The sequence below is a fragment of the Bordetella ansorpii genome (genome assembly GCF_900078705.1).
In the GTDB taxonomy this organism is placed as follows: domain Bacteria; phylum Pseudomonadota; class Gammaproteobacteria; order Burkholderiales; family Burkholderiaceae_B; genus Bordetella; species Bordetella ansorpii_A.
The window spans coordinates 1017014-1042076 of the sequence record NZ_FKIF01000006.1; the positions used below are offsets into that span (position 1 = coordinate 1017014).

At 67.2% G+C, this 25063-nt stretch carries 24 protein-coding genes and 1 riboswitch; of the genes, 13 read left to right on the top strand and 11 right to left on the bottom strand.

Annotated features, from left to right (window positions below; all coding sequences use genetic code 11):
* Positions 1-132: 132 nt before the first annotated feature.
* The gene (locus A6745_RS15040; RefSeq protein ID WP_066128340.1) at positions 133-1209 is read right to left on the bottom strand and encodes a porin; all 1077 of its coding nucleotides are present in this window, start codon (positions 1207-1209) and stop codon (positions 133-135) included.
* Between the two features lie 146 nt (positions 1210-1355).
* Complete coding sequence (locus A6745_RS15045) at positions 1356-2618, bottom strand: muropeptide transporter (RefSeq protein WP_269148904.1); 1263 nt, start codon at positions 2616-2618, stop codon at positions 1356-1358.
* A 405-nt stretch (positions 2619-3023) separates the two neighbouring features.
* Between A6745_RS15045 and mqo the strand changes: the two genes are divergently transcribed.
* Positions 3024-4646 carry a malate dehydrogenase (quinone) gene (gene mqo, locus A6745_RS15050; protein ID WP_269148905.1) on the top strand — a complete coding sequence of 541 codons (1623 nt, stop codon included), beginning with the start codon at positions 3024-3026 and terminating at the stop codon, positions 4644-4646.
* A 23-nt stretch (positions 4647-4669) separates the two neighbouring features.
* Here the strand turns inward: mqo and A6745_RS15055 are convergent, their stop codons facing one another.
* Positions 4670-6322 carry a 2-isopropylmalate synthase gene (locus A6745_RS15055; protein WP_066128344.1) on the bottom strand — a complete coding sequence of 551 codons (1653 nt, stop codon included), beginning with the start codon at positions 6320-6322 and terminating at the stop codon, positions 4670-4672.
* A 275-nt stretch (positions 6323-6597) separates the two neighbouring features.
* On the opposite strand from A6745_RS15055, the gene A6745_RS15060 reads away from it, so the two are divergent.
* The gene (locus A6745_RS15060; RefSeq protein ID WP_066128347.1) at positions 6598-7428 is read left to right on the top strand and encodes an AraC family transcriptional regulator; all 831 of its coding nucleotides are present in this window, start codon (positions 6598-6600) and stop codon (positions 7426-7428) included.
* 48 nt (positions 7429-7476) lie between these two features.
* Here A6745_RS15060 and metW read toward each other — a convergent pair whose 3' ends face one another.
* From metW to A6745_RS15075, 3 genes are all read right to left on the bottom strand, one after another.
* Positions 7477-8091 carry a methionine biosynthesis protein MetW gene (gene metW / locus A6745_RS15065; RefSeq protein WP_066128933.1) on the bottom strand — a complete coding sequence of 205 codons (615 nt, stop codon included), beginning with the start codon at positions 8089-8091 and terminating at the stop codon, positions 7477-7479.
* 8 nt (positions 8092-8099) lie between these two features.
* A complete protein-coding gene (gene metX, locus A6745_RS15070) occupies positions 8100-9329 on the bottom strand; it encodes a homoserine O-succinyltransferase MetX (RefSeq protein WP_066128350.1) in 1230 nt (409 codons plus the stop codon).
* Positions 9319-9398, bottom strand: a riboswitch (SAM riboswitch). It overlaps the preceding gene by 11 nt.
* Before the next feature lie 78 nt (positions 9399-9476).
* Positions 9477-10226, bottom strand: coding sequence for a GntR family transcriptional regulator (locus A6745_RS15075; protein ID WP_066128353.1), 750 nt, complete (start codon positions 10224-10226; stop codon positions 9477-9479).
* A gap of 166 nt (positions 10227-10392) precedes the next feature.
* Between A6745_RS15075 and A6745_RS15080 the strand changes: the two genes are divergently transcribed.
* The 5 genes from A6745_RS15080 to A6745_RS15100 all read left to right on the top strand — a co-directional run bounded on the left by A6745_RS15080 (position 10393) and on the right by A6745_RS15100 (position 15161).
* Positions 10393-10674 carry a UxaA family hydrolase gene (locus A6745_RS15080; RefSeq protein ID WP_066128359.1) on the top strand — a complete coding sequence of 94 codons (282 nt, stop codon included), beginning with the start codon at positions 10393-10395 and terminating at the stop codon, positions 10672-10674.
* A 34-nt stretch (positions 10675-10708) separates the two neighbouring features.
* The gene (locus tag A6745_RS15085; RefSeq protein WP_066128362.1) at positions 10709-11884 is read left to right on the top strand and encodes a UxaA family hydrolase; all 1176 of its coding nucleotides are present in this window, start codon (positions 10709-10711) and stop codon (positions 11882-11884) included.
* Positions 11885-12080: 196 nt separating this feature from the next.
* Entirely contained in the window at positions 12081-13088 is a 1008-nt protein-coding gene (locus A6745_RS15090; protein ID WP_066128365.1) for a Bug family tripartite tricarboxylate transporter substrate binding protein, read from the top strand.
* A 35-nt stretch (positions 13089-13123) separates the two neighbouring features.
* Positions 13124-14056 carry a hydroxyacid dehydrogenase gene (locus tag A6745_RS15095; RefSeq protein ID WP_066128368.1) on the top strand — a complete coding sequence of 311 codons (933 nt, stop codon included), beginning with the start codon at positions 13124-13126 and terminating at the stop codon, positions 14054-14056.
* 97 nt (positions 14057-14153) lie between these two features.
* Positions 14154-15161 carry an Ldh family oxidoreductase gene (locus A6745_RS15100; RefSeq protein WP_066128371.1) on the top strand — a complete coding sequence of 336 codons (1008 nt, stop codon included), beginning with the start codon at positions 14154-14156 and terminating at the stop codon, positions 15159-15161.
* Positions 15162-15272: 111 nt separating this feature from the next.
* On the opposite strand, the gene A6745_RS15105 is transcribed toward A6745_RS15100, so the two are convergent.
* A complete protein-coding gene (locus A6745_RS15105) occupies positions 15273-16163 on the bottom strand; it encodes an AEC family transporter (RefSeq protein ID WP_066128374.1) in 891 nt (296 codons plus the stop codon).
* Between the two features lie 91 nt (positions 16164-16254).
* On the opposite strand from A6745_RS15105, the gene A6745_RS15110 reads away from it, so the two are divergent.
* On the top strand, positions 16255-16545 hold the full coding sequence (locus tag A6745_RS15110) for a helix-turn-helix domain-containing protein (RefSeq protein WP_066128377.1): 291 nt from the start codon (positions 16255-16257) through the stop codon (positions 16543-16545).
* Here A6745_RS15110 and A6745_RS15115 read toward each other — a convergent pair.
* The gene (locus tag A6745_RS15115) at positions 16517-17059 is read right to left on the bottom strand and encodes a hypothetical protein (protein ID WP_066128380.1); all 543 of its coding nucleotides are present in this window, start codon (positions 17057-17059) and stop codon (positions 16517-16519) included. The two genes, A6745_RS15110 and A6745_RS15115, sit on opposite strands and share 29 nt — an antisense overlap.
* Positions 17060-17178: 119 nt before the next feature.
* Between A6745_RS15115 and A6745_RS15120 the strand changes: the two genes are divergently transcribed.
* From A6745_RS15120 to A6745_RS15135, 4 genes are all read left to right on the top strand, one after another.
* Positions 17179-18039 (top strand): alpha/beta hydrolase, encoded by an 861-nt coding sequence (locus A6745_RS15120; protein ID WP_082853100.1) that lies wholly within the window; start codon positions 17179-17181, stop codon positions 18037-18039.
* A 33-nt stretch (positions 18040-18072) separates the two neighbouring features.
* The gene (gshA, locus tag A6745_RS15125) at positions 18073-19653 is read left to right on the top strand and encodes a glutamate--cysteine ligase (protein ID WP_066128383.1); all 1581 of its coding nucleotides are present in this window, start codon (positions 18073-18075) and stop codon (positions 19651-19653) included.
* 178 nt (positions 19654-19831) lie between these two features.
* Positions 19832-20170 carry a helix-turn-helix transcriptional regulator gene (locus tag A6745_RS15130; protein WP_066128386.1) on the top strand — a complete coding sequence of 113 codons (339 nt, stop codon included), beginning with the start codon at positions 19832-19834 and terminating at the stop codon, positions 20168-20170.
* A complete protein-coding gene (locus A6745_RS15135) occupies positions 20160-21443 on the top strand; it encodes a type II toxin-antitoxin system HipA family toxin (RefSeq protein WP_066128388.1) in 1284 nt (427 codons plus the stop codon). Before A6745_RS15130 ends, A6745_RS15135 begins: the two co-directional genes overlap by 11 nt.
* A 22-nt stretch (positions 21444-21465) precedes the next feature.
* Here the strand turns inward: A6745_RS15135 and A6745_RS15140 are convergent, their stop codons facing one another.
* Genes A6745_RS15140 through A6745_RS15150 form a run of 3 tightly spaced genes read right to left on the bottom strand, consistent with a single transcriptional unit; the run spans position 21466 to position 23106 of the window.
* Positions 21466-21996, bottom strand: coding sequence for a hypothetical protein (locus A6745_RS15140; protein WP_066128391.1), 531 nt, complete (start codon positions 21994-21996; stop codon positions 21466-21468).
* A 40-nt stretch (positions 21997-22036) separates the two neighbouring features.
* Positions 22037-22585, bottom strand: coding sequence for a hypothetical protein (locus A6745_RS15145; protein ID WP_066128394.1), 549 nt, complete (start codon positions 22583-22585; stop codon positions 22037-22039).
* Positions 22582-23106: a hypothetical protein gene (locus tag A6745_RS15150; protein WP_066128397.1), complete on the bottom strand. Its 525-nt coding sequence runs from the start codon at positions 23104-23106 to the stop codon at positions 22582-22584. The genes A6745_RS15145 and A6745_RS15150 overlap by 4 nt, the downstream gene beginning before the upstream one ends.
* A gap of 1056 nt (positions 23107-24162) precedes the next feature.
* On the opposite strand from A6745_RS15150, the gene A6745_RS15155 reads away from it, so the two are divergent.
* Positions 24163-25044 carry an NAD(P)-dependent oxidoreductase gene (locus A6745_RS15155; RefSeq protein WP_066128400.1) on the top strand — a complete coding sequence of 294 codons (882 nt, stop codon included), beginning with the start codon at positions 24163-24165 and terminating at the stop codon, positions 25042-25044.
* Positions 25045-25063 lie beyond the last annotated feature (19 nt).

The window sequence follows — 25063 nt, forward strand, 5'->3', positions numbered from 1 at the left end:
GGCGGCCTGGCGTACAGGCCGCTTTTTCATGGTCGGCAAGAACCGCTCGCGCCATGCAAAACGGGCGGCACGCCGCCATCGGCATACCGCCCGTTTTGTTCGCACGAAGCCTGGCGGGCGCCAGGCGCGTGATCAGAAGATGTGACGCATGCCCACGGCGGCGCCCAGTTGGGTCGAGCCACCGGGGATTTCGCTGCTGGCGGCGTCGCTGACCTTGTTGAAGTCGACGGTGCCGTACAGTTGCGTGCGCTTGGACAGGGCATATTCGGCCACGCCCACCACGGCCCAGCGGCGGCCCTTGTCGCCCTCTTCGACCACGTTCTTGCTGCGGTCGTAGTAACCGGCGGCGGTGAACGACCACACGCCCGGCGAATACGTGGCGCCCAGGAAGTAGCCGCTGTCCTTGCGCTGCAGGCCGGCGCCGCCGTCGGTGTTGCCCATGACGGCGTTGACCCAGCCGGTTTCGTCACGGCCATTGAGGTAGCCGGCGAACAGCTTGACCTCTTCGATGACCTTGAACGAGGCGTTGAGGTTCCAGACGCGCTGGTCGAAGTCCGAGTTGGCCGACGAACGCGACAGCTGGTAGCCGCCCCCGATCTGGAAGGGGCCGGCCGTGTAGGCCAGCGTGCCGCCATATTGCTGGCCCAGCTTGCGGTCGCTGAAGCTCTCGCCGCCGGTGACGTCGGAATTGAACGAGTATTGCAGCACCACGTCCAGGCCGCCCAGCTTGTTGTTGCGGTAGCGGATGGAGTTGTCGCTGCGGGCGCGCGACAGGGCCACGGGCAGCCACGAGTTCTGGTCGTAGTTGCCGACGGTCAGGGGATCGAAGGTATCGGCCAGCAGGGTGAACAGCGCGGTGTCCTGGCGGCCGAACGAGATGGCGCCGGCGCTGCCGCCGTCCAGGCCCACGTAGGCTTGGCGGCTGAACAGGCGATTGGAGTCGGAACGCTGGCCGTTCTGGACGTTGAAGCCATTTTCCAGGCGGAAGAAGGCCGAATTGCCGCCACCGAGGTCTTCGGTGCCGCGCAGGCCCCAACGGCTGCCCGAGATGGCGCCATTGTTCATGCCGATGCGGCTGTTGCCGTTCTCGCCATGATTAAGGTAACGGATGCTGATGTCGGCAATGCCGTAGAGGGTCACGCTGGTTTCGGCGTGGGCCGTGCCGGCGAAAACGCCAGCCAGTACCAGAGCCGGTACAAAACGCTTCATGGGTCCTTCTCCTCTTTTTTCGAGCCTGTTGGGCCCGCCATGTTCTCGGTGTGCCGCCCGGATGGGACGAGCGCTGCAAAGGTATTGCAGGCGCTAACAGTACCATCGGGTTACGGGATGTGGCTCACGGAAACGTGAATAGAGGATTAATTCACCCCATCTCGCTCTAAAGTAGCGATCTCGTTGCGGCGTAAATGCAACAGCAAAAGACCAGGCAGCGCGATCGCCACGGTGACCAGGAAAAAGCCGGGCCAATCGAGATAATGCACCAGCACGGGCGTCAACGGGCCGGCCAGATAAGTCCGTCCCACGGCGGACAGGGCGGACAACAGCGCAAACTGGGCAGCGGAAAACCGTTGCCGGCACATTGCCATCAGCAGGCCGACGAAGGCCGCCGTACCCAGGCCGCCGCAAAGGTTCTCGACGCCGACGGCGGCGCCCATCAGCCAGATGTTGCGCGGGCTGACCGCGATCAGCCAGTAGGCCAGGTTGGACACCGCTTGCAGCAGGCCGAACACCAGCAACGACCGATACAGGCCCCACCGTGACATCAGGCTGCCGCCCGCCAGGGCGCCGATGATCGTGGCCGCCAGGCCCATGATCTTGTTCACCTCTCCCACCTGGCTCGCCGTAAATCCGGCGCCCGAGATGAGAAAAGTCGTGGAGAGCGCGCCGGCGAAGGCGTCACCCAGCTTGTAGAGCACGATCAGCAGAAGCATGCCGAGCGCACCGCGCCTGCCGAAGAAATCCCGGAATGGCTCGACGACCGCGGCGCTGAGACTGCGAGGCGCGGCAGCGGGCACCTCGGGTTCGGGCGCCCACAGCGTGGCCGGGATGCAGGCCAGCATCAACAGCCCCATCAACATATAGGTGTTGTTCCAGCCAAACCAGTCGTCGGCCAGGACCAATGCCAACCCGCCCGACACGAGCATCGCGACACGGTAGCCCATCACCCTGACCGCCGCCCCCGCGCCGCGTTCTTCCTTGCGCAGGACATCGGTGCAATAGGCGTCGAAGGCAATGTCCTGCGTGGCCGAGAGAAACGCCACGAATACCGCCAGCAGGGCCAGCGGCATCAGCGCGGAGGACGGAGACATCAGCCCCATGCACATGATGCTGACCGCCAGCAGCAACTGCGCGATCAGCATCCAGCCACGGCGGCGGCCCAGGAACGGCGGGGCATAGCGGTCGATCAACGGCGCCCACAGGAATTTCAGCGTGTAGGCGCTGCCCACCAGCGTGAGAAAACCGATTTGCTGCAGGGAAATGTTCTCGACGGTGGCCCATGCCTGCAACGTGCCGCTGGTCAGCGCCAGCGGCAACCCGCTGGCGAACCCCAGCGCCAGCAACGGCGCCACGCGGCGGCTGAGATACACCTTGCCCGCGGCGGGCGCTTCTGCGTCTGCGATGACCACTCTCCGTCGATATCGGGGCAGGCATCTCGGCCCGCCCGGTTCCGGCATCTTACCGAAAGGCGGCCCTCCGCCGCTGGCTTTGGTAGAATCCCCAATTGCCGAACAAGAAGAAACGCGCGTTTTCTGGTTCCATGCGCCAGAGCAAGCCGGCATCCGCAACTCGCACGCCCTGGATGGAAAATCCCCACCGTGGGCACAGGCGGTTGCGCTTGGGGGAGATAAGTCAATCAGCCGGGCATCCGGCTGGATTCAAGACCCTGCCCTCATCAGGGTGATCTCCCCGGAGCACCAATAAAATTGGCCTCGAAACCCAACGCTGACGCGAAAACCCGCGCCGCCAGCAAGCATTCCTTCACCCGCCGCCATTTCCTGGGCACCGCCGCGCTGGGCGCCGGCGCCGTGGCGATCGGCTATCACGCCCTCTCCGACGACCAGTACCGCGCCGAGAAAGCCGACCGCAATGTGGACGTGCTGCTGATCGGCGGCGGCATCATGAGCGCGACGCTGGGCACCTACCTGACCGAGCTCGAACCCAAGTGGTCGCTCGAAATCTTCGAACGCCTGGACGGCGTGGCGCAGGAAAGCTCCAACGGCTGGAACAACGCGGGCACCGGCCACTCGGCCCTGTGCGAGCTGAACTACACGCCGATGGACGTCGACGGCAATGTCCAGATCGCCAAGGCCATCGAGATCAACGAGCAATTCCAGGTCTCGCGCCAGTTCTGGTCGCACCAGGTGCGCCGCGGCGTGCTGGGCCAGCCGCGCGAGTTCATCAATTCGACGCCGCACATGAACCTGGTCTGGGGCCAGGAGAACGTCGACTTCATGAAGAAGCGCGTCGCCGCCCTGCAGGCCAGCCCGCTGTTCACCGGCATGGAGCTGACGACCGACCCGGCCAGGATCGCCGAATGGGTGCCGGTCATGATGGAAGGCCGCCAGAGCGGCCAGATGCTGGCCGCCACGCGCTCGCCGCTGGGCACCGACGTGAACCTGGGCGAGATCACCCGCCAGTTCTACAGCCACCTGACCGGCACGTCGAAACTGAAGCTGTCGACCGGCCATGAAGTGCGCTCCATCACGCGCAACCCGGACGGCACCTGGCGCGTCTCGGCCTTCGACATGAAGGACGGCTCGAAGATCCAGACGGTCGACGCGCGCTTCGTGTTCATCGGCGCGGGCGGCGCGGCGCTGCCGCTGCTGCAGAAGTCCGGCATCCCGGAAGGCAGGCAGTACGGCGGCTTTCCCGTGGGCGGCGCGTTCCTGGTCACCGAGAATCCCGAGATCGCGCAGCGCCACCTGGCCAAGGTGTACGGCATGGCCGAAACGGGCTCGCCCCCGATGTCGGTGCCCCACCTGGACACGCGGGTGCTGGACGGCAAGCGCGTGCTGCTGTTCGGCCCGTTCGCCACCTGGTCGAGCAAGTTCCTGAAGGAAGGCTCGTACTTCGACCTGCCCGCGTCGCTGACGATGAGCAACCTGATCCCGTCGATGCAGGTCGGCGTGCACGAGTTCGGGCTGGTGAAGTACCTGGCCGAGCAGCTCTCCCTGTCCAAGGAAGAGCAGATGAACGAACTGCGCCGCTACATGCCCGAGGCCCGCGATGAAGACTGGCGCCTGTGGCAGGCTGGCCAGCGCGTGCAGATCATCAAGAACGATCCCGAAAAGGGCGGCGAGCTGAAGCTGGGCACCGAGATCGTCATGGCGAAGGACCGATCCATCGCCGCCCTGCTGGGCGCCTCGCCTGGCGGCTCGACCTCGCCGGCCATCATGCTGTCGCTGCTGCAGCGCGCCTTCCCGGATCAGGTGAAATCGGCCGCCTGGCAGGACAAGCTGCACCAGATCATTCCCAGCTACGGCAGGAAGCTGAACGAGAATCCCGAGCTGCTGGCCACCGTGTGGCGCGACACCGAGCAGGCGCTGCAACTGGCGATCCCGTCGCCCAGCCTGTCGGGCGTGCAGGCCGGCGCCGCCGCGCCGCGGAATCCCGCGCCGGTGCCCAAGGTGTCGGACATCCAGCTGTAAAGGCGGGCCGTCACCCGCTGCGCTCAGAACCTTGCCGCCGCCCCCAGCACGGCCAGGACCGACGCGGTGGCGATGTTCGGGTGGCGGCCCACGCCGAAACGCGAACCGGGCACTCCGGGCACGGCAGCCTCGACAATCGCGACGGCCACCGCATCGGAACCCGCGCCCAGGCTGCGCTGCTCATAACTGTCGATGCGCAATGTCCCCCCCAGCGCCGCCACGGTCGCGGCGATCGGCCCGTTGCCGGTTCCCTCGACGACCCGGACCTGCCCCTGCGCATTCGCCAGTTCCAGCCGGATGCCCTGCCCGTCCGCATGCTCGAACAGATGGTGGTCGCGATGGATGAAGTCGGATTGCCCTCGTACCGCCGCGAGATACGTGCGGTCGAAGACCGCCCAGATCTGCTCGCTGCTCAGTTCCGTCTCGCTGGCGTCGGCCAGCGCCTGGACGATGGCGCTGAACTCCACCTGCATGCGGCGGGGCATGACGATGCCGTGGTCGCGTTGCAGCAGAAACGCGATACCGCCCTTGCCCGACTGGCTGTTGACCCGCACGATACTGTCGTAGGTGCGGCCCAGATCCTTCGGGTCGATCGGCAGGTAGGGCACGCGCCACCGCGCATCGGCTTTCTGCGCCGCGAATCCCTTGGCGATGGCGTCCTGGTGCGACCCGGAGAATGCGGTGAACACCAGATCCCCCACGTACGGATGGCGGGGATGGATGGGCAGCGCGGTGCAATCCTCGGCCACGCGCGCCACCGCCGCGATGTCGGAGAAATCCAGTCCCGGCGCAATGCCCTGGGTATACAGATTCAGCGCCAGCGTCACCACATCGACGTTGCCGCTGCGCTCGCCATTGCCGAACAGGCAGCCTTCGACCCGCTGCGCGCCGGCCAGCATGGCCTGTTCGGCGCACGCCACGCCGGTGCCCCTGTCGTTATGGGGATGCACGGACAGCACGATGTGTTCGCGCCGTTCCAGCCGCCGGTCCATCCATTCGATCTGATCGGCGAAGACGTTGGGCGTGGAGACCTCCACGGTCGTCGGCAGATTGACGATCATCGGCCGCCGCGGCCCGGCGTCCCAGGCGCGGATGGCGGCATTGCAGACCGCCAGCGAGACATCCAGTTCGGCCATGCAGAACGTCTCGGGCGAGTATTGCAGGACCCATTCGGTCTCGGGATGCTCGGCCGTCAACTGCTTGAACCTTTCGATATGGCGCTCCACCATCTCGACGATCTGCGGCACGCTCATGCCGAAGACGATCTCTCGCCAGGCCGGCGCGATGGCGTTGTAGAAATGCACGATCACCCGCCGCGCGCCCGCGACGCTGCGCACCGTGTCGGTGATCAGGTCATCGCGCAGTTGCGTCATGACCATGGGCGTGACGTCGTCGGGAATCCGGCCCGCGTCGATGAGGTGGCGCACGATGTCGAAATCGGTGCGCGACGCGGCGGGGAAGCCCACTTCGATTTCCTTGAAACCGATGCGCACTAACTCATCGAACAGGCGCAGCTTGCGGTCACGGTTCATCGGCTCGAACAGCGCCTGGTTGCCGTCGCGCAGGTCGGTGGACAGCCAGACCGGTGCCCGCGTCAGCGTGCGCGAGGGCCATCGGCGGTCGGCAAGATCGACCGGGGGAACGGGATGGTATTTGGGGGAAGGGTCAGCCAGCATGATGGGATGCTCCAAGACAATCGATGACACCCGATCCCCCTGGCCTGGAACAAGCTGACGCGGTCGGGGTCAGGGGGGATCAGGATGGGTCGTGACGCGGAAGGACGCGTGCGGACCCCGACCGTGGAGCAGCCGTAGTAGCCATTGCGCGAGACCGGGTAAGAACATGCGTGGGATCGACGTGGGGATTCGCGCTTGCATGCTAGGCTTGCCGGAGCAGTCCGTCTACATAAAAATAGACATCTTCTTTCTTTATTTGGACAAACGACATCGCCATGGGATACCTCGCTCCAGAAGATGGCGGGCATGCCCTGGACCTGGCGGCCAGGCAGGTTCCCGATGTACCCGTGTTCGGCGCCGCCGTGCGCTATCCACAGGGCCACACCGTGCCCGTCCATACCCATCCCCATGGTCACCTGATCTACGCGGATCGCGGCCTGTTGCGGGTCGAGGCCGGGAGCGGCCAATGGCTGGTGCCGCCCACGGCGGCGGTCTGGCTGCGGCCGGGCGTGGCGCACCGCCTGATCGTGCCCGTGGCGCTGCGGGCGCATGGCCTGTTTCTGCGCACGGAGGTGTGCGCCCGCCTGCCGGCGACGGATTGCGTCATCCATGTCTCGGGGTTGCTGCGCGAGTTGATCATGGCGCTGACCCGCGCCGGCGACGCGGCCGCGCCTGAGCGCACGCGTTTGCTGGGCGCGCTGCTAGCCGAGGAACTGCGTGCCCAGCCAGTGCTTCCGTTTCATCTTCCATGGCCCACCGATGGCATGGGCGGGGCAGGCGGCCCGATACACCGCACTTGCCAGATGCTGCTGAACGATCCCGCGGATACCGCCACCGCCGCGCAGTGGGCGGACAGGCTGGCGCTGGGTGGCAAGACGTTCCACCGGCGCTTTCTGCAAGCCACCGGCATGACGTTCGGCAAATGGCGGCAGCAGCTACGGCTGATGTCTTCGCTTACCCCGCTGATGCAGGGGACGCCCATCACGCAGGTGGCGCTGGCCTGTGGCTACGACAGCCACAGCGCCTATACGACGGCCTTCAGCAAGCAGTTCGGGCAGCCGCCCTCCGCCTACGCGTCGAACGGCACGGCCGCCGATGCGTCGTGACGTGCGGCATCGCGGCGGAACCGCGCAGCCGCTCCAGGGCGCCGGCGCTTACGGCGCCGCGAACCGATAGACCGCCAGCGTGCTGCGCCATCCGGGCAGCACGCGCACTTCGCGGTCATTGTTGAAGGTGGCCCGTTCCAGGATGCGCAGCTTCAGGCGCGCGGCCAGGTCCTCGAAATCGCGCAGCGTGCACAGGTGGATGTTGGGCGTGTCGTACCACTGGTACGGCATCTGGCCGGTCACCGGCATGCGGCCGCGCAGCAGCGCCCAGCCATGCGGCCAGTAGCCGAAGTTGGGAAACGACACCACGCCGTGTCGCGCCACGCGCGCCATCTCGCGCAGGATGTGTTCGGTGCGGTGCATCGATTGCAGCGTCTGCGACAGCACCACGGTTTCGAACTGCTTGTCGTCGAACAGCGCCAGGCCGTCTTCCAGGTTCTGCTGGATGACGTTCACGCCCTGCTGCACACAGGTGATGACGTGGTTGTCGTCGATCTCGACGCCGGCGCCGCGCACCTGGCGGTGATCGCGCAGCCAGGCCAGCAGTTCGCCGTCGCCGCAGCCCAGGTCGAGCACGCGGCTGCCGGGATCGATCCAGCTGGCGATGCGCGCCAGGTCGGGGCGCAGTGCGGGGGCATCGGAACGGGCGGATACAGAATTCATGGGGCGCGTCATCCTTGGGCGGCGACCGGCTCCGTCAGGCCGAGTTCGCGCGCGATGCGTTCGTAGTAGCCGCGCACCACGGCGTGATAGCGGCTGTCTTCCAGCAGGAAGGCATCGTGGCCGTGCGGCGCATCGATCTCGGCATACGTGACGGGGCTGCCGTTCTTCAGCAGCGCGCGCACGATCTCGCGCGAGCGTTCGGGCGGAAAGCGCCAGTCGGTGGAGAACGACACCAGCAGGAAATCGGCGGTGGCCGGCGCCAGCGCGCGCGCCAGGTCGCCGCCGGTGTCGCGAGCCGGATCGAAATAGTCCAGCGCGCGCGTGATCAGCAGGTAGGTGTTGGCGTCGAAATAGCGCGAGAACTTCTCGCCCTGGTAGCGCAGGTACGACTCGACCTCGAACTCGACGTCGTAGCCGTAGCGGTAGGCGCCGTTCTCGGCGGGCTCGCGCCGCGTGCGGCCGAACTTCTCGGCCATGTCGTCATCCGACAGGTACGTGATGTGGCCGATCATGCGCGCCACCGACAGGCCGCGGCGCGGCACGGTGCCATGCGCGTAGTAGTCGCCGCCATGGAAATCGGGATCGGTGATGATGGCGCGGCGCGCCACTTCATTGAAGCCGATGTTCTGCGCGGACAGGCGCGGCGTGCTGGCGATGACCACGCAGTGGGCCACCCGCTCGGGGCAGGTGATGGCCCAGCTGAGGGCTTGCATGCCGCCCAGCGAACCCCCCATCACCGCGGCGAAACGCTCGATGCCGAAGTGGTCGGCCACGCGCGCCTGGGCATGCACCCAGTCCTCGACCGTCAGCACCGGAAAGGCGGCGCCCCACGGCCGGCCGGAGACCGGATCGGTGCTGGCCGGCCCGGTGGAGCCGAAGCACGAGCCCAGGTTGTTGACGCCGATGACGAAGAAGCGGTTGGTGTCCACGGGCTTGCCCGGCCCGACCATGTTGTCCCACCAGCCGACGTCCTTGGGGTTGTCGGCGGCGATGCCGGCCACGTGGTGCGAGGCGTTCAGCGCGTGGCACACCAGCACCGCGTTGCTGCGCTCGGCGTTCAGCGTGCCGTAGGTCTCGATGGCCAATTCATAGGACGACAGCGATTGCCCGCTGGCCAGGGGCAGCGGATCGTCGAAGCGCAGGAAAGTGGGAGAAACGACGCCCACCGAGCCGTGATCATCGGCCTGGGACGCGGAGGCGGCAACCGCCTCGCTCGATTCGAGAGCAGGAAGGGTCATACGGACCTCTTTAGCAGGATTTATAGAGGCGCCCGCAAGCGGATCAGGCAAATCGGCGCCGTTCGAAGCGTGAATTCTAGCACTGGCCCGGACCGCCGGGTCTGGCGGGCGGCAGCGGGGGCCGGTCCGGCCTGGCCGTGCGGCGCCTCAGACCAGGGCAACGTCCTGGCCCAGATACTCGTAGTGCTCGGTGTTGACGCGCGACACGCGCCACTCGACCGGCTGGCGGCTGTAGGAATAGGCCACGCGCCGCACTTCCAGCAGCGGCGCGCCCTCCGCCACGCCCAGCCAGGCGGCGTGCTGCGGGTCGGCCAGGCAGGTGCGCAGGCGTTCGTCGGTGGCGATGACGTTCACGCCGAACATGTCCTGGTAGAAGCTGTAGAGCGTGCCGGTGCGTTCGTGCAGCATGCGTTCGGTCAGTCCGGAGAAGCGCGCATCGGGCAGGCAGATGGTGTCGGTCTGGACCAGCTCTCCGTTAAGGGAAAGCACGTTCGAGAACTCGAACACGCTGGCGCCGGTGGCCAGCCCCAGCTTCTCGCGCGCCAGGGCGCTGGCGCGCACGCGCCGGAAACGCTGCAACGCCGTGACGGGATACGACTTGTGGCCGTCCTGGCGGACGATGCGGAAGAACTTGAAGAAATGCGAGTTGCGGCTGTGCACGGCCACGTAGGTGCCACGGCCCTGCTGGCGCACCAGGATGTTCTCGGCGGCAAGGTCGTCGATGGCCTTGCGCAGCGTGCCGATGGACACGCCGAAGCGCTCCGCCAGCTGTTTCTCGGGCGGGATGGCGTCGCCCTGCTTCCACTCGCCCTGCGCCAGGGCGGCCAGCACGGCCTGCTTGACCTGCTCGTAGAGGGGGCTGCCGGGAGGCGCCTCGGGAAGAAGAATCTGGTTCATCGTGAACGGAACGACTGCGATTCCCGGGATTCTACCGGTTGCGCTCGCAACGCCTCAAGTCATTTAAATCATATATATGATCTAGTTGACTTTGAGAAAGCAGGCCCATAACATGCGTGCTCCAGCCCGGCCGCGGGACGGCCGTGCGACACCTCAGGAGGAAACAATGATTCACGCCGTATTGCACGACGCCAAGGACACCGTGGCCGTCGTCGTGGTCGAAGGCCTGACCGCGGGGACGGAACTCAACGCCTGGATCATGGACGAGGACCGCGTCATCCAGGTCCGCGCCCGCCAGGACATCCCGATCGGCCACAAGGTGGCGCTGGCCGACATGGGCGTGGGCGACACGATCTACAAGTACGGGGAAGACATCGGCAAGGTGGTGGCGCCCATCCAGGCGGGCCAGCACGCCCACGTGCACAACATCAAGACCAAGCGCTGGTAAGGCGCGCTCGTCCACCCATTACAGGATTCCCGCCATGGCTATCGTCTCCCGCTCCACCACCTTCCACGGCTACCGCCGCGACAACGGCCGCGTCGGCGTGCGCAACCACGTCATCGTGCTGCCCGTGGACGACATCTCCAACGCCGCGGCCGAAGCCGTCGCGAACAACATCAAGGGCACCCTGGCCCTGCCCCATCCGTATGGCCGCCTGCAGTTCGGCGAAGACCTGGAGCTGCACTTCCGCACCCTGATCGGCACGGGCTGCAATCCCAACGTGGCCGCGGTCATCGTGATCGGCATCGAGGACGGCTGGACCAAGCGCGTGGTCGACGGCATCGCCGCCACCGGCAAGCCCGTGGCCGGCTTCAGCATCGAGCTGCACGGCGACCACGACACCATCATGCGCGCCTCGCGCCAGGCCAAGGAATTCGTGCACTACGCCACCGCGCTGCGCCGCGTGGAATGCCCCATCTCCGACCTGTGGGTATCGACCAAGTGCGGCGAGTCCGACACTACGTCGGGCTGCGGCGCCAACCCCACCGTGGGCAACGCCTTCGACAAACTGTACGACCTGGACACCACGCTGGTGTTCGGCGAAACCTCGGAACTGACCGGCGGCGAGCACATCGTGGCCGCGCGCTGTGCCAACGACGCGGTGCGCGAGCGCTTCATGTTCATGTTCAACCGCTACCAGGACATGATCGACCGCTGGAAGACCAGCGACCTCTCCGAATCGCAGCCCACCAAGGGGAACATCGCCGGCGGCCTGACCACCATCGAGGAAAAGGCCATGGGCAACATCCAGAAGATCGGCAAGAAATGCCGCATCGACGGGGTGATCGACAAGGCCGAGATCCCCACGCACAAGGGCCTGTGGTTCATGGACTCGTCGTCGGCCGCGGCCGAGATGGTGACGCTGTGCGCGGCCTCGGGCTACGCGGTGCACTTCTTCCCCACGGGCCAGGGCAACGTCATCGGCAACCCTATCCTGCCGGTCATCAAGATCTGCGCCAATCCGCGCACCGTGCGCACCATGTCCGAACACATCGACGTGGACACCTCGGGCCTCTTGCAGCGCGAGATCGACCTGGATCAGGCCGGCGACAAGCTGCTGGAGTGCATGCTGGCCACGGCCAACGGCCGCTGGACCTCGGCCGAGGCGCTGGGCCACCGCGAGTTCGTGTTGACGCGCCTGTTCGAAAGCGCCTGATCGGCCATCCCGGCAAATCCGCGCGCGGCGCCGTATCGAAGCGTCAGACTTCGGACGGCCGCCGCGCGCGCCGCAAGACCCGTCGTCCGCGCCTCGCGGCCGACGGCAGCAGACCCGGGCGCGGTATCGCCCCGCGGCAGCACAGCGGAGCAGGCCGGCCACAGTCCGGGCATTTCCACACACGGAGGAGGAAGGCATGCAACGCAACAACGATACGTCCGTCGATACCGGGCGGCGCCAGGTGCTGTGCGCAGGCGCCGCGGCCGGCCTGATGGGCATCCTGCCCTTGGGCAACGCGCTGGCACAGGGCAAGTGGCCCGCGCAACCCATCAACTACGTCGTGCCGTTTCCGCCCGGCGGCCTGACCGACGTGGCCGCGCGCACCGTGGCCAAGGCGCTGAACGACGCCCGCGGCTGGAACGTCATCATCGAGAACAAGCCCGGCGGCAACGCCAACATCGGCGCGGCCTTCGTGGCGCGCGCGCAGGCCGATGGCTACACCTGGCTGGCCATCACGCTGTCGCACGCCGCCAACGCCACGCTGTTCGAGGGCAAGGCCGGCTATGACCTTATGAAGGATTTGACGCCCCTGGCCGGCCTGGCGTCGTCGAGCATGATGGTGGTGGTCAACGCCAAGAGCCCGATCAAGAACATGGCAGACCTGCGCAAAGCCGCCGAGACCGGCAAGCTCACCGCCGCGTCCAGCGGCAACGGCACGCCCCCGCACCTGACGCTGGCGCTGTACCAGAAACTGACCGGCACCAAGATCATGCACGTGCCCTACAAGGGCGGCGCGCCGTCCCTGACGGACCTGATGGGCGGCCACGTCGACGTGATCTTCTCCAACTACCCCGAGTCGCTGGCGCACGTGCAGGCCGGCTCGCTGCGGGCGTTGGCGGTGACCACCAGGCAGCGCAGTCCCGACCTGCCCGACGTGCCCACGGTGGGCGAGGCCGGCATGCCCGAGTTGATCGTCGAGAACTTCACCGGCGTGATGGCGCCCAAGGGGCTGCCGCCCGAGGTCGTCGAGGCGGCCGGCGAAGCCATCGCGGCCGAGATGCGCAAGCCCGCCATGCAGCAGGGCATGGTCAAGCTCGGCTTCATTCCGCGGCCGCGCGGTACCGCCGAATTCGGCACGTACCTCAGCGCGGAAGTGAAGCGCTGGGGCAAAATCATCAAGGAAGCCGGCATTCAGACCGCTTGAATGCAACGCCCCCGCCCATCCCAGGAATCTTTCACATGCTCATCGTCATCTCGGAATTCATGGATGAAGCCGCCGTCCGCGCGCTGTCCGCCCGCTGCACCGTCCGCTACGAACCCGACCTGGCCGACCGGCGCGGCGATCTGCTCGCCGCCTGTGCCGACGCGGACGCGCTGATCGTGCGCAACCGCACGCAGGTCGACGCGGCGGTGCTGGCGGCCACGCCGCGATTGCGCGCGGTGGGCAGGCTGGGCGTGGGGCTGGACAACATCGACCTGCCTGGCTGCGCCGCGCGCGGCGTCCAGGTGCTGCCCGCCACGGGAGCCAACGCCCGCGCCGTGGCCGAATACGTCGTCGGAACGCTGTTGCTGCTGCTGCGCGGCGCCTATGGGCAGAGCGCCGACGTGGCCGGCGGCAAGTGGCCTCGCAACGCGCTGTCCAATGGCCTGGAGGCCGAGCATCGCACGCTGGGCATCGTCGGTTTCGGCGGCATCGGCCGGCTGACGGCGCGCCTGGCGCAGGGGCTGGACATGACGGTCGTGGCGCACGATCCCATGCTGGCCGACGACGCGCCCGTCTGGCAGGAATCCGGGGTGCGTCCCATGGCGCTGGACGCGTTGCTGGCCGACAGCGACGCCGTCACGCTGCACCTGCCGCTGACGCCCCGAACGGCGGGCCTGTTCGACGCGGCGCGCCTGGCCAGCATGAAGCCCGGCGCCATCCTCATCAACACCGCGCGCGGTGGCGTGGTGGACGAAGCCGCGCTGGCCGCCGCGCTGCGCAGCGGCGCGTTGCGGGGCGCGGCCATCGACGTGTTCGACCAGGAACCCCTGCCCGCTGGCAGCCCGCTGGCCGATGTCCCCAACGCCGTGCTCACCCCGCACATCGCCGGTCTGACGCAGGAAGCCAACGTGCGCGTGTCCACGCTGGTGGCGCAACGCGTGGCGGATGCGCTTGGCCTGACCCTTTGATTCCACGGCGCAGGGCGGGCATGCGGTTCCATGGACATGAGGAGACCGCTCACCCGCCTGGCCGCCACAGACTGACTGACCGCAAACGGAGTGTTCCATGGCACGTATCGCCATCGATGAATTGCAGCAACTGGCCACGCAGGCGCTGGCCGCCAGCGGGGCGCATGCCGGCATGGCCGCCAGCACGGCGCGCGCGCTGGTGCGCGCCGACGCGCAGGGCCTGGCCTCGCACGGCGTTTCGCGCGTGCCTTCCTATGCGGCGCATCTGCGCAACGGCCGCGCCGACGGCGCGGCGCAGCCCATCGTCGCGCACGAGCGCGGCGCGGCCCTGCTGGTCGACGCCGCCGACGGCCTGGCCTTCCCGGCCTGCGCGCTGGCCGTGCACGAAACCATCGAGCGCGCGCGCAAGCTGGGCGTGGCTTTCGCGGGCGTCACCAACAGCCATCACTTCGGCGCGGCGGGCCTGCATCTGGAAGCCGTGGCCGACGCCGGCATGGTGGGCCTGGCGTTCAGCAACTCGCCCTCGGCCATGCCGGCCTGGGGCGGCAAACGCGCCTTGTTCGGCACCAACCCGATCGCCGCCGCTTTCCCCCGGCGCGATGGCCCTCCCTTGCTGATAGACCTGTCGCTGTCGGCGGTGGCGCGCGGCAAGCTGATGGTGGCCGCGCGCGACGGCAAGGCCATTCCGGAAGGCTGGGCACTGGACGACCAGGGCCGGCCAACCACGGATCCCAAGGCCGGGCTGGCGGGCAGCATGCTGCCCGCGGGCGGCGTCAAGGGCGCCATGCTGGCCCTGGTGGTCGAACTGCTGGTGTGCGCGCTGACCGGCGCGCGGTTCGGCTTCGAAGCGGATTCGTTCTTCACCGATGAAGGCAACCGGCCCCGCATCGGCCAGGCCTTCCTGGTGATCGATCCGGGCGCGCTGGCGGGGCAGGACGTCTTCCTGGATCGCGTCGAGACGTTGATCGCGGCCATGCAGGAGGACGAAAACGTGCGCCTGCCCGGTGCGCGGCGCGGCGAGCTGGCGCGCCAGGCACGGGCCCAGGGCGTCGAAGTGCCCGACGCGCTGCTGGGGCAGATCCGCGAACTGGCCGGACAAGCCTGAGGCCGCAGGGCGGCTATCCGAAAAGACGGCCGCCGTCCGGGCGGCCGGACCGGCCCGGGAAAGGAATCCCCCCGCCGCGCAGCGCGGGCGCGACGCCGGGCATTCCCAGGATCAGGTCATCGCCATCAGCAGCAGCGGCGCCAGCACCAGGAACACCACGGTGGACACCAGCACGGCGCCGGCCGCGATGTCGCCCAGGTCGGTGTAGCGCTGAGCGTACATGTAGCTGACCACGGCGCACGGCATGGCCATCTGCAGCGCCAGGGCGCCGCCCAGGCCGTCGGGCAGGTGCAAGAGCGTCACCACGCCGTAGCCCACCGCCAGCCCCAGCACCAGGCGCAGCCCGGCCACCACCGTGCCGCCACGCAGCCCCTTGGACGGAATGATGGCCAAGGCATGGCCCAGGCTGATCAGCATCAGCGGCACCGTGACGGCGCCCAGCATGCGGCTGGTCTCGATGGTCCACCCGGGCACGGGGATGCCGGTCACGCGCAGCGTCACGGCCACCAGCGCCGCCAGCAGCACCGGGCTGCGCCAGGCCTTGTTGGCGCCGGCATCGGCGACCATGCGCACACCCACGGTATGCATCACGAAGGAATTGATGGCGAAGAACGCCACAGCCACCGACAACCCGGCGTCGCCGAACGCCAGGTGCGAGATCGGCAGGCCCAGGTTGCCCGCGTTCGGCATCGCGGCCGTCGGCAGCAACTTGCGCACCGGCAGTCCGGCCAGCTTCAGGCCCGCCGCGCACAGCAGGGCGCAGACGAACATGGCCAGCAGCGAGGCGCCCGCGATGTCGGCCAGCGCGCCATTGTCCAGCTGGGTGGTGGTGAAGGTATGGAACACCAGGGCGGGCGTGGTCACCGAGGTGACCAGCGTGGTGGCGAAGGCGCCGCCGAACGGATGATTGCGCTTGCCCCAATAGAGGCCGATACCCACGCAAAACAGCAGGGGCGCCATCAGCACCACGACAGACCAGTAGAACTCCGCGACCGAGACCATGATTGAGTGACTATTCGAACGAAAATTACGGCATCAATGCCGTGAGAAATGGTTGCTGGGCATGCCGCGAGGATGCGGCGATGATGAGGGCATGCAAAGACCTTCCGCCCCGACTGAATTGGCCGAATTGGCCGGCACACCGCCCGCCGCGCCGCCGAAACCGCTTTCCCAGCGCGAGCGGACCTGCCTGCATTGGGCGGCCGTCGGCAAGACCAGCTGGGAAACCTCGCTGATACTTGGCGTCAGCGAACACACCGTCAACTTCCACCTGAAGAACGCCTGCCGCAAGCTCGGCGTGCGCACGCGCCGCGCCGCGGTGGTGGCGGCGCTGCAACGGGGTGTGCTGGGCCCGCTCACCGATGCACCCGCACCCCATTCATGAACTCACGCGCGCGCTCCGGGGCCAGCTTGTTCTCGGCGCCGGCGGCCACGGCCTCGATCAGCATGCCGTTGGCCACCCACACCCTCGCCAGCATCCAGCTGCGCGCGCCGGCGTTGGCGGCCTGGCCATGCACCTCGATGTCCTGCCCCATGGCCGGCAAGGTGTCGGGCGCGTCGGCGCCCAGGTTGGCGTACAGCGATTGCACCAGCGCGCCAGCCAGCGCCTGGCTGGCGGCGGCGTCGCCGGCCACGCTGGCGGGCAGCGGCGCATACCCCACGGCATACACCGCCTGGTTCACCTCGGCCGCGGTCAGCGAGAACCTCAGCGTCTTGCCGCCCAGGGCCAGTTCCCGGGTTTCGGTCTGCACCCGGGCCGGGAAGGCCGCCCGCACCCGGCCATCCGCCACGTCGAGTTCCCGCCAGTTGTGCTCAGGCGAGCACGCGGCCAGCAGCGATGCCGCCGCCAATAGTGGCAGGGCATTCTTCAACATGAAACGAAACAGCGTTGAAATCATGGCTACGCTCGCCCGATGGGCCGTATCCCCCAGGAGACATGGAATTGTCGCCGATTTCCTACACCCCCGCCCCCGACGGCACCCCGCTGGCCAACTACCTATGGGAACCGGCCGCCGGCATGGCGCCGCCGCTGCCCGGTCCGGGCACGCCCAGCATCTACCTGCTGCATGGCCTGAGCGAGCATGCCGGACGCTACGACCGGCTGGCCCGGCGGCTGGCCGCCCTGGGATGGCGTGTCGGCATGCACGACCATCGCGGCCATGGCCGCTCCGAGGGGGCGCCGGCCACGCTGGCCACCCAGGAAGACCTGGTGCTCGACGCCGCCTCGCAACTGCGCGCCTGGACCGCCGCCCAGGGCCGGCCCCCGGTGCTGCTGGGCCACAGCCTGGGCGGCCTGGTTGCGGCCCGCATCGCCCTGCAGCGCCGCGCCGACCTGGCCGGCCTGGTGCTGGCCTCGCCGCCCTTCCAGGTGCGGGTGCCCAACTGGACCAAGCCGGCATTGACCTGGCTGGCCCTGCGCTACCCCGACGTGCGCGTGCCGCATGGGCTGCCGCCCGGCAACATCACGCACGACCGCGCCATCGTGGCCGCCTTCAAGGCCGATCCCCTGGTGCACCGCTGCATCACGGGCCGGCTGGCGCATTTCATCGAGCAGGGCGGGCGGGAGTCCCTGCGCGACGCCGGGCAGCTCCACTGCCGCACCCTGCTGCTGGTGGCGGGCGCCGACCGCATCGTGGCGTCCAAGGGCAGCCGCATTTTCGCCAGCCGCGCGCCGGCCGGCCTGCTCACCCTGAAATGGTACGACGGCGCCTGGCACGAGCTGTTCAACGAGCTGCCCCACGTGGCCGACCAGGTGCACGCCGACCTCGAACAGTGGCTCGCCGGCCTGGCCTTCGACGCGGCTCCCGCCATGGCGCCGGCGGCATTGTCCCTTCAGGATGTAGCCCTACCCCAGGCAATCGACGCCGTCACCCCGTAAAATCAGTCGATTGACATCCCAGATCTGTTTATCGTGACTGATACCGCCGCCACACGCCACGCCCGCCTAGAGGCGAACGCCACCCTGCTCAAGCAGGCCCTGCGCGGCATCGAGAAAGAAGGCCTGCGGGTGGACGCCCGCGGCGCGCTCGCGCTCACGCCCCACCCCGCCCGGCTCGGCTCGGCGCTGACCAACGAGCACGTCACCACCGACTACTCCGAGTCGCTGCTCGAACTCATCACCGGCACGCACGACAACGTCGACGGCCTGCTGGCCGAACTGACCGACACCCACCGGCACGTCTACAGCGTGCTCGACGGCGAATACATCTGGAATCAGTCCATGCCGGCCACCCTGCCGGCCGAGGCCGACATTCCCATCGCCTGGTACGGCACGTCCAACACCGGCATGCTCAAGCACGTCTACCGCCGTGGCCTGGCCGAGCGCTACGGCAAGACCATGCAATGCATCGCGGGCGTGCACTACAACTTCTCGCTGCCCGACGCAGTGTGGGAAGTGCTGTCGCCCGAGGAACCCGACCCCGTGCAGCGCCGCTCGCGCGGCTACATCAGCCTGATCCGCAATTTCACGCGGTATTCGTGGCTGCTGATGTACCTGTTCGGCTCGGCGCCGGCCCTGTCGCGCGACTTCATGCGCGGCCAGCCGCACGCCCTGCGCGTGCTGGGCGAGGACACCCTGTACCTGCCCTACGCCACCAGCCTGCGCATGAGCGACCTGGGCTACCAGAACAAGGCGCAGTCGCAGCTCAAGCTTTGCTACAACGACCTGGACACGTTCCTGGGACGCCTGTACTCGGCCGTCACGCAGCCGTGGCCCGCCTACCAGGCGCTGGGCACGCACCGCGACGGCCAATGGATCCAGCTCAACACCAACGTGCTGCAGATCGAGAACGAGTACTACTCGAGCATCCGCCCCAAGCGTGCCACCGGCCGCTGCGAGCGCCCCATCACGGCCCTGGCCGAGCGCGGCGTGCAGTACGTCGAAGTGCGCTGCCTGGACATCGACCCGACCTCGCCAGTGGGCATCACCGCCGACACCGCGCGCTTCGTCGACGCCTTCCTGCTGTACTGCGCCGCGTCCGACAGCCCGTTCTTCGGGCCGGACGGCTATTGCCAGCTCAGCGCCGACAATTTCTCGATGGTGGTCAAGGAAGGCCGCAAGCCGGGCCTGATGCTCAACCGCGAAGGCTCGCCGATCCCGCTGGCGCAGTGGGGCGCCCAAATGCTCGACGCCATCGCGCCGTACGCCGCGCTGTACGACAAGGCATCGGGCGGCACCGCCTACGCGGACGCACTGGAACGCCAGCGCGCCAAGCTGGCCGACCCGGCATCGACGCCCTCGGCCCGCCTGCTCGACGCCCTGCGCGCCTCCGGCGGTTCGTTCCACGACTACTCGCTGGAGCAAAGCCGCCTGCATGGCGACGCCCTGCGCGCGCAGCCGCTGCCCGCCGAGCGGGCGGCAGCGTTCGAGGCCGACGCGCAACGCTCGCATGAAGAGCAGCACAAGCTGGAAGCCGGCGATACCGTGGACTTCGAAACCTACGTGGCGAAGTATCACGAAGCGCTGAAGAACCCGCTGCCGCGGGCCGCCTGAGGCGCCAAAGAACCGCACAAACGATTCATTAACAGGGCTTATCGACCGAAAATGCCCTGTTAATGAATCAAATCCAGAGCCCCCGCCTGCTTGCCTGATCGCCGCCCCTCTCTCTTTCATGATCCATTAAAAGGGCGTACCATACAGATATGCCTCATTAATGAAGCATCGCCCGATCATGGCAAAACCTCCATCCCGCACTTATTCCCGTTACAGCATTGAGGCCGCCAAGCTGCTGGGCTTGAGCATCCGTGCTGCCCGGATCGAACGGGGCATCACCATAGAAGCCTTGGCGGAGCGCGCGGGCGTGTCGCGAGGGTTGGTCTCACGTGCCGAAGCCGGTGACATGGGATGCTCACTAGGCCTCGTTTTCGAGCTCGCTACCCTGGTCGGCGTTCCCCTTTTCACGCCAGACCGCTCCCAGATGACCCGTAGAGCAGCGGAGTTGGAGAAGACGCTCACCCTCTTGCCCCGCTCCGTGCACCACGCGAAGCCGGTGGTGAACGATGACTTCTGACCCGCTCGCCGACAATGCTTTCGTATGGATCTGGCTGGCCGGAGCAACGGAGCCCGTTGTCGCTGGCCAGCTCACCCGACATGCTGACCGGTTCATCTTCAACTATGGGCGCAGCTATCTCGAGCGGGCCGATGCCATCCCGATTTACACCCCTGAGTTGCCATTGCGGCGAGGTGCAATCAACCCCGCCGATGGGCTGCAACTGGCCAGCGCGCTACGCGATGCAGCCCCTGACGCCTGGGGCCGCCGCGTCATCCTCAATCGACTGGTCGGCGCGAAAGGCAAGAATGCCGATCTTGGCATGCTGGATGAACTGACATATCTGCTTCAGTCCGGATCCGACAGAATCGGCGCTCTCGATTTTCAGGCATCGCCGACGCACTACGTCGCGCGGGCCGCGCAAGCCGCCTCGCTGGACGAACTGATGAATGCCGCGGCAAGAGTGGAGCAAGGCATACCGCTGACGCCGGACCTCGAACAGGCGTTGTTTCATGGCAGTTCACTGGGCGGCGCGCGCCCGAAAGCCATGATCCTGGACGATGACCGCAAACTGATCGCCAAGTTCTCGTCCTCCACGGATACCTATGACGTCGTCAAAGCCGAATACGTGGCCATGAGCCTCGCCCGCACGATCGGACTGAATGTCGCACCCGTGCAATTGCGCCGCACATCTGGCAGGGACGTGCTGCTTGTCGAACGATTTGATCGTTCAAAGACGCAAGCAGGTTGGCAACGCCGGCCGATGGTGTCCGCCCTGACCCTCTTCGGCCTTGATGAACCGATGGCACGCTACGCCAGCTACGAGGATCTGACAGACATCATTCGCCAACGCTTCGATTCGCCAACAGCGACACTGCGCGAATTGTTCAGCCGGCTCGTCTTCAACGTCATCTGCGGCAACACCGACGACCATGCGCGGAATCACGCGGCATTCTGGGACGGCAAACAGCTTGAATTGACGCCCGCCTACGACATCTGCCCGCAAAATCGAGCAGGCAACGAGGCATCGCAAGCCATGCTGATTGTTGGTGACAACCGAATGAGCAACTTGGCCGTTTGCCTGAGAGCCGCATCGAAATTCCTTCTGTCGGAAGCCGACGCCGCGCAGCTCATCGTCGATCAGCTGGAAATCGTGCGGGAAAACTGGACGCGTGTCTGCGATGAAGCAGAGGTCAGCGCAGTGGACCGCGGCCTGTTCTGGGGCCGGATGTTTCTCAACCCCTATATTTTCCAGGACGCGCCGAACGCAATACGGCAACAGATGCAAGCCTGACCCGCACCGCGTCACGGCATCTTCAGCGATTGCGCTCCCATCCGCTGCCCGTCAACGACTGCGGTACGCTGCCGCCCGGCGCCACTTCCGGCTGCGTCGTGTAGCGGGCCGCCACCTGCCCGTCCGGGTAGAACCGCAGCGTCAGCACGGCATCGTCCGATGGACGGCGCGGCAGCTTCAACGTCGCGGCGTACGGGTAGTCGGTCGCCTGCCCGCCCTTCGAACGATCGACGTACCGCCACCGCACGGGCAACGGCGCCTCGTCCGAGGGCGGCGTATAGCCTTGCTTCAGCACCGTCTGCCCATCGGCCGCCCCCGGCGGCAGATAGGCCAGCAACGCCGCGCCGATCGCGTATTCCACGCCCTGGCCGGTGAAATTGTAGGGGTACACGGTGATCGGCTGGACCTCGGCCCGGGCGCCGCCACGGTCGCCCATCCAGCGATTCAGATCGTCCGAGGTGGCGGCCAGGCCGGCCACGGCGAACAGCGCCACGACCAGCACCAAGCGCAGAATGCGCCGGGCCGGCCCGCGGCGAAAGGGGTTTTGCTGCATTGACATGTCCTCGGGTTTCGCGCGGCGATACGCCACGCGATCAGGGTACGCCGGCGCTCAGGCCGGGGGTCCAGCCCGCCGGCACCGTATCGGCCAGCAAGCCAGCCGTGACGTCGACATCGCTGGCGCCGTCCAGGTAACGCGCCGCGGCCTTGCCGCCGGGATAGAGCCGCACGGCCAGACCCGTGGCATCATCAGGCCGGGTCAGGCCCGGAAAGTTCACCACATAAAGGGGCGCCGACCCCGCTGCCTGATCCGGAGCGTAGCGCGCCCAGGCGATATGCAGATCCGATCCATTGGCCGGCGGCGCCAGCGTGCAGGAGGAAGGCAACTGCAGCGCCCGGCGGTTGCCCCGCGAGACATACTCCCAATGCAGGTCCTGCGGCATCGCGCCCCGCCGTTCCGGCAGCGCGTAGCGGACATCGTGCTGCGTCAGGTTCTGCACCAGGCAACGCACCAGGTGCGGCGACTCGATTTCCTGCTTCAGCTCCGCCGCGGCCGTATAGACCGCGACGCCCGCCAGCCCGGCCAGCAGGACCAGGCCGGCGACGGTATGGCGCGCCAGGCGGCAGGCGGCGCGGCCGTTCATCGCATGCTCCGGTAGCCGGGCGGCTCCGGCTCGCTGCCATCCAGCATGCGCTGGACCTCGTCGCTGCCCAGGTACCGGGCCGCGATGCTCCCCTGCGGCTCGAATTTCAGCAGCAGCATGGCCGGGTTGTCCGGTCGGGCCAGATGCAGCATGGCGCTGTACGTGTAGTCATAGGTGATGTCGTCGGGATTGTCCTCGTACCGCCACTTGACCATCAGCGGCTTGCTGCGCGACAGCGAGACGTACGAGCAATTGCGCATGGAGACGTGACGCCCCTGCCCCGCAGGCACATAGATCAGCGTGGGCAGTTGCCCCGCCTCCCGAAACTCGAACTGCACGCCGCGGCCCGTGTCATTGGCCGGCACGCAGGGAATCGACAGCACCTCGCCATGACGGCTGGCCAACCAGGCCGAGTACAGGTACGCCAGCAGGGACAGGGCGAATGCGCAGATCACGGCAACGATCCACCACCGCGCCCAGCGCGGCCAACCGATCGGCGCGAGATGGAAGTGCGATGCCATGAATGTACGGTCCGCGGGCGATGACAACCGGCTATTGCGACAGACGAGCGGGCAATCGGAACAGACGGCCCACCGGCAAAAATCGCCTTTCTTCTTGTCGTGCCATGCGAGCTTCCGTAGCGGGCGCAAGCCCATTGCCCCGCGTCTCCAGGCGCGGAAGAATACCCCAATATGTTTCCGTAGCAGGGAATATAAGTTACGTTTTCTTGAAAACTGACGTGCCTGGAAATAGGCTCGTCACGTTATCCCCCTGGCCGCAGGGCCAGACAGGACGAGGCTTTCCGGGGGGATGCCCGCCCGAATCCCGGTACGTTAAGTAACGTTTTAGCCATTACATGCAGCCGGCCCGCCGGCCTGCCCGGGGCCGACCCGCGCTGCGACCTCGCCCCCCGCAACGGCGCGCGCCATGTTGTAAGAACTACCACAGGCGTATTTGCGAAAGATAGGTTTTGTTTCTTTTTTCGCAGTGCATAAACCGCCATGGTGCGCGCCGGCCAGCGCGGGCGGAACTGCGCACCCGCCTGAGCGGACAGCTCAGGCGGCGTCCTGCTCGGCGTAGCCAAAGGGCCAACGGCGCGGCTGGGACGGAGCAGGAGCAGGTACGGGAACCTCGTTCATGGTGCACCCCTATAAAGTTGAATGATGGATTCAGGATAGACCCGGGACATTCGAATCATTGTTAATGATCCCCAACAAACTCCGACAAAGTCCCCGCGAACCTGACCATTGGTGACAAGCGCGACGGTCATTTCTACAACGCGGGACGGCTTTCCCCGGAAAGATCGGCTCATGGGCCGGATGAGGCCGGGGCGTGATGGCCATGGGGCGCCCGGTTGCCCCTCTCCAGACGCGGGGCGCGCATGTTAACAGGTATTTGGCCCCATTTTGGTGCGTATCGCCGCACTGCCGCACTGCCGGCGCAACGCGGACAGGCACACGGGCATTGTTCTTTTTATGTACGCCCAAGGCGTGATCCGACCAAGGGTTAGCCCCAATTCCTACTCGATCCGCTGCGATCTATAACCCCATTTTGTATTTTTATTGTATTTACGAGTCATGAAAATCGCGCTGATAGGTTGTGGGGAAGTCGGTCACTGCTACGCCTTGGCGTGGCGCGCCGCGGGGCATTCCATCATCGGCATAGGCGAATTGCGACAAGACGCCGAGATGCAGGCCCGCGCCCGGGAGCACGGCGCCGCCCTGCACGGCGCCAGCGGCGCCTGGCTGGCCGACGCCGATCTGGTCGTCTCGGCGGTCTTCGGCCACGCCGCGCTGGCCGTGGCGCGCGATGCCCTGCCTCACCTGCGCAAGGACGCCGCCTATGCGGACTTCACCACCGCCAGCGCGGCGGACATGCGCACGGCCTCGCAGGAGGCCGCCCGCCTGAACGTGCCTTTCACCGACGTCGCCATCATGGGCGCGATCATCCTGCTGGGCGCCCGCACGCCGCTGTTGTGCGCCGGCGTGGGCGCGCAGGCGGTGGCCGGGTTCGCGCAGTCCTGCGGCGCCCCCGCCCAGGCGATCGACGGCGAAGCCGGCGACGCGGTGAGGCTGAAGCTCTTGCGCAGCATCATGACCAAGGGGATGGAAAGCCTGGCCGTCGAATGCCTGGTCGCCGCCGAAAGCATGGGCTTGCGGCCCGCGCTGTACGACGTGCTGTCCGACATGGACAAGACCCCCCTGACCACCTTCGCCGATTCGTTCGTGCGCTCGCACGTGCTGCACGCGCCGCGCCGGCTGGCCGAAGTGCGCGAGGCGCGCGAACAACTGATCGACGCCGGCCTGCAACCCCTGGTGCTGGACGGCGTGGAGCGCCTGTTCGCCCGTACTGCGCAAGGCATCCAGGCGGCCCGCGACGCCGGAACGTTCGACGTGCCGGACACCGTCGGCGACCGCCTGGCCTGGCTGACCCCCCTGGCCCGCCAGAATCCGGCCTGATCCATAATCTCCCACCCGA

Bases quoted from the DNA above. Each gene is read 5' to 3' on its own strand.
- A6745_RS15040 (WP_066128340.1), bottom strand. From the start codon at position 1,209: ATGAAGCGTTTTGTACCGGCTCTGGTACTGGCTGGCGTTTTCGCCGGC.
- A6745_RS15055 (WP_066128344.1), bottom strand. From the start codon at position 6,322: ATGCTGGCTGACCCTTCCCCCAAATACCATCCCGTTCCCCCGGTCGAT.
- A6745_RS15060 (WP_066128347.1), top strand. From the start codon at position 6,598: ATGGGATACCTCGCTCCAGAAGATGGCGGGCATGCCCTGGACCTGGCG.
- metW (WP_066128933.1), bottom strand. From the start codon at position 8,091: ATGAATTCTGTATCCGCCCGTTCCGATGCCCCCGCACTGCGCCCCGAC.
- metX (WP_066128350.1), bottom strand. From the start codon at position 9,329: ATGACCCTTCCTGCTCTCGAATCGAGCGAGGCGGTTGCCGCCTCCGCG.
- A6745_RS15075 (WP_066128353.1), bottom strand. From the start codon at position 10,226: ATGAACCAGATTCTTCTTCCCGAGGCGCCTCCCGGCAGCCCCCTCTAC.
- A6745_RS15080 (WP_066128359.1), top strand. From the start codon at position 10,393: ATGATTCACGCCGTATTGCACGACGCCAAGGACACCGTGGCCGTCGTC.
- A6745_RS15085 (WP_066128362.1), top strand. From the start codon at position 10,709: ATGGCTATCGTCTCCCGCTCCACCACCTTCCACGGCTACCGCCGCGAC.
- A6745_RS15090 (WP_066128365.1), top strand. From the start codon at position 12,081: ATGCAACGCAACAACGATACGTCCGTCGATACCGGGCGGCGCCAGGTG.
- A6745_RS15095 (WP_066128368.1), top strand. From the start codon at position 13,124: ATGCTCATCGTCATCTCGGAATTCATGGATGAAGCCGCCGTCCGCGCG.
- A6745_RS15100 (WP_066128371.1), top strand. From the start codon at position 14,154: ATGGCACGTATCGCCATCGATGAATTGCAGCAACTGGCCACGCAGGCG.
- A6745_RS15105 (WP_066128374.1), bottom strand. From the start codon at position 16,163: ATGGTCTCGGTCGCGGAGTTCTACTGGTCTGTCGTGGTGCTGATGGCG.
- A6745_RS15110 (WP_066128377.1), top strand. From the start codon at position 16,255: ATGCAAAGACCTTCCGCCCCGACTGAATTGGCCGAATTGGCCGGCACA.
- A6745_RS15115 (WP_066128380.1), bottom strand. From the start codon at position 17,059: ATGATTTCAACGCTGTTTCGTTTCATGTTGAAGAATGCCCTGCCACTA.
- A6745_RS15120 (WP_082853100.1), top strand. From the start codon at position 17,179: ATGGCGCCGCCGCTGCCCGGTCCGGGCACGCCCAGCATCTACCTGCTG.
- A6745_RS15130 (WP_066128386.1), top strand. From the start codon at position 19,832: ATGGCAAAACCTCCATCCCGCACTTATTCCCGTTACAGCATTGAGGCC.
- A6745_RS15135 (WP_066128388.1), top strand. From the start codon at position 20,160: ATGACTTCTGACCCGCTCGCCGACAATGCTTTCGTATGGATCTGGCTG.
- A6745_RS15140 (WP_066128391.1), bottom strand. From the start codon at position 21,996: ATGCAGCAAAACCCCTTTCGCCGCGGGCCGGCCCGGCGCATTCTGCGC.
- A6745_RS15145 (WP_066128394.1), bottom strand. From the start codon at position 22,585: ATGAACGGCCGCGCCGCCTGCCGCCTGGCGCGCCATACCGTCGCCGGC.
- A6745_RS15150 (WP_066128397.1), bottom strand. From the start codon at position 23,106: ATGGCATCGCACTTCCATCTCGCGCCGATCGGTTGGCCGCGCTGGGCG.
- A6745_RS15155 (WP_066128400.1), top strand. From the start codon at position 24,163: ATGAAAATCGCGCTGATAGGTTGTGGGGAAGTCGGTCACTGCTACGCC.